Source organism: Prevotella multiformis DSM 16608 (assembly GCF_000191065.1).
Lineage (GTDB): Bacteria > Bacteroidota > Bacteroidia > Bacteroidales > Bacteroidaceae > Prevotella > Prevotella multiformis.
On record NZ_GL872283.1, the window covers coordinates 822,774 to 825,042 of the forward strand.

General features: G+C 44.2%; 1 protein-coding gene. It reads right to left on the bottom strand.

The window, feature by feature from the left end:
* Positions 1-103: 103 nt before the first annotated feature.
* A partial coding sequence (locus HMPREF9141_RS08635) for a TonB-dependent receptor domain-containing protein (protein WP_007368311.1) occupies positions 104-2,269 on the bottom strand: 2,166 nt, incomplete at its 5' end.

Here is a 2,269-nt window from a genome sequence, read left to right on the forward strand (position 1 = left end):
GTTGTACTGTCGGGTGATGCGCTGGGCATGCAGTTGTAAGCTCAGAACGCAAAGCATGGATATAATATACTTTCTCATAGTTCTTTTCAATAGTTGGAGATAACTACAGTCGGCTCTTCTCTGCATTACCTGCGCCTGTTCCCTTGTACTTGCTTCGTTTTGCATTGAAGTTATAGGTGAGAGTGATTCCTATGCGGCGTATGCAGTTATAGCAGTCCTTGGTATTGATAACATTCTGTCCATACTGCGTCCATGCGTCCCGTTTTGTCTTGAAGAGATCTATGGCATATACATTAAGAAGCAGCGCCTTGTGCAGGAAGGAGAGAGTGTATCCCACATCAACGGTACCAGATGCCTTGGTTTTTACGAAGTCTGTACAGACCTCGGAATTATATTTCATGTCCAAAGTTATAAAGCTGTTGGTCGAAAGGACAAGTTTGGTATTCATCTTTATGCTGACAAATGGGTCTTGTAGGTCTTCTGTACTTCCATACTTTCGTGTATTGAAGAATGGCTTAAGGAAGTCAATCTCCAATGTAGGTTGATACCATCCGAACTTAGGTGAAGCTACAAAGGAGGTTGAGAGGCTCTGTGTATGGTGAAAGTTCTGGTTTTGTATAAGTGCTATTTCCTTTCCGTCATAGAGCCTTGACGTGTAGACAATGGCATCCTTATTGTAAGAATAATCTATGTCCAGACTTAGCCAGCTGTGTACTATGCTGAATCCGATACAGTGGTTTATGGTTGGTCGCAGATAGGGGTTGCCGGCTTCATAGGTGAACCGATTGACATATTGAACGTTGCTTCTTAGGTCTCTATAGGAAGGGCGGCTGATGTGTTTAGCATAGTTCATCTGTAGAGACCACTTGTCTTTATTCCAGGAAACAGAAAGGTTGGGGAACCAGTCATGATAAGTGCGGCTTGGTTCATCCTCCTTTATGCCGAAAGAGCGGTAGAGTGCCGATGTGTACTCATAGCGTAATCCTGCCTCAACTGTCCAATTTCCCAATGGCAGTGAATAGTCAATAAAAGGTGCAATGCTTTTTTCTACAACAGTGTTGTCCGATGCGTCGACATATTTCTCCGGGTTATTATAGATGGAATGGGAGTGGGTATTTGTCGTTTCGGTCCCAATTTCTGCTTTTCCTTTACCAATGGGATAGCTGAGAATGAGCTTGGATGCCAACATTCTTATATGTCGTTCATTCTCTGTATTCACTTTGCGGGAGGGCAGATCGTCGCTGTTTTCTGTCCAGTTATCCCTGCGTCCGTCTTTCTTCCATATACCTGTACTATTGAAGACAATGTCCATATTCCCTACTTTTCCTATATAGTAAAGGTTGGCGGTATGGTCAGGACCGTTGAAGATGTCTATATTAAGATTCTGCTGGATAATTCCTGTCAAAACATTATCTTTCCATACCTTCTGGTAGTTGTTCACACATTCTCCTTTTCCTACTATAGACTTGACCAGCGAATAGGAAGCACCAATAGAATGTTTTGGTGTAATATCATAACTGAAACCGGCTTTGGGGAGGAAGAACGAGGCTCGGAAATCAGTATTGGCAAGCTGTTCTTGGTAAATGGTATGGTCTGGGAGAAGCAGTTTGCTGCTGACAGTATTGCGTTCACCCTCATATCGTGTAGAGCTTGTGACATCTGTAAAAACTTCAAGTCCGCCTTTTCTGTATTTCACATTAACTTCCTCAAAACCGCCCCACTTGCTGTTGTTCTTGGCATTTACTGCTGTCATTACGCTCAGTCCGTCAGCTTTTATCCCTTTTGTATGGATGCGGATAACTGATTGAACAGACGCATTGTACTGTGCGCCTGGGTTTGTTAGAATCTCAATGTTTTTTATTTCAGTGGATTTTAAGGTTGTGAGTTCCTGCTTGTCACGTATTAGTCGGTTGTCAATGTAGATTTCCGGTGAACCTTTGGAAAAAATAGTAACACCTCCATTAGCATCAACATTTACACGAGGCAACTGCGCTAAAACGTCATTTGCGGTACCCATCTTTGCCAACAGTGAGTGTTCAATGTCGATTGTCATGCCTCCCCGTGTCATCTTGTACTGTGGTCGGACGGTCTTGACGGTCACTCCTTTCAGCTGTAAGGCATCGGGTGCAAGCTGGACAGTGCCTGCATTCTCGGTTGAGAAGGTTCGGTAAACGGTCTTGTAGCCCACGTAGCTGATGCGTGCAATGACCTTTGCCGGCTCGTAAGGCACTACGAACACACCGCTTTCATTGCTCACCCCGCCGGCAAC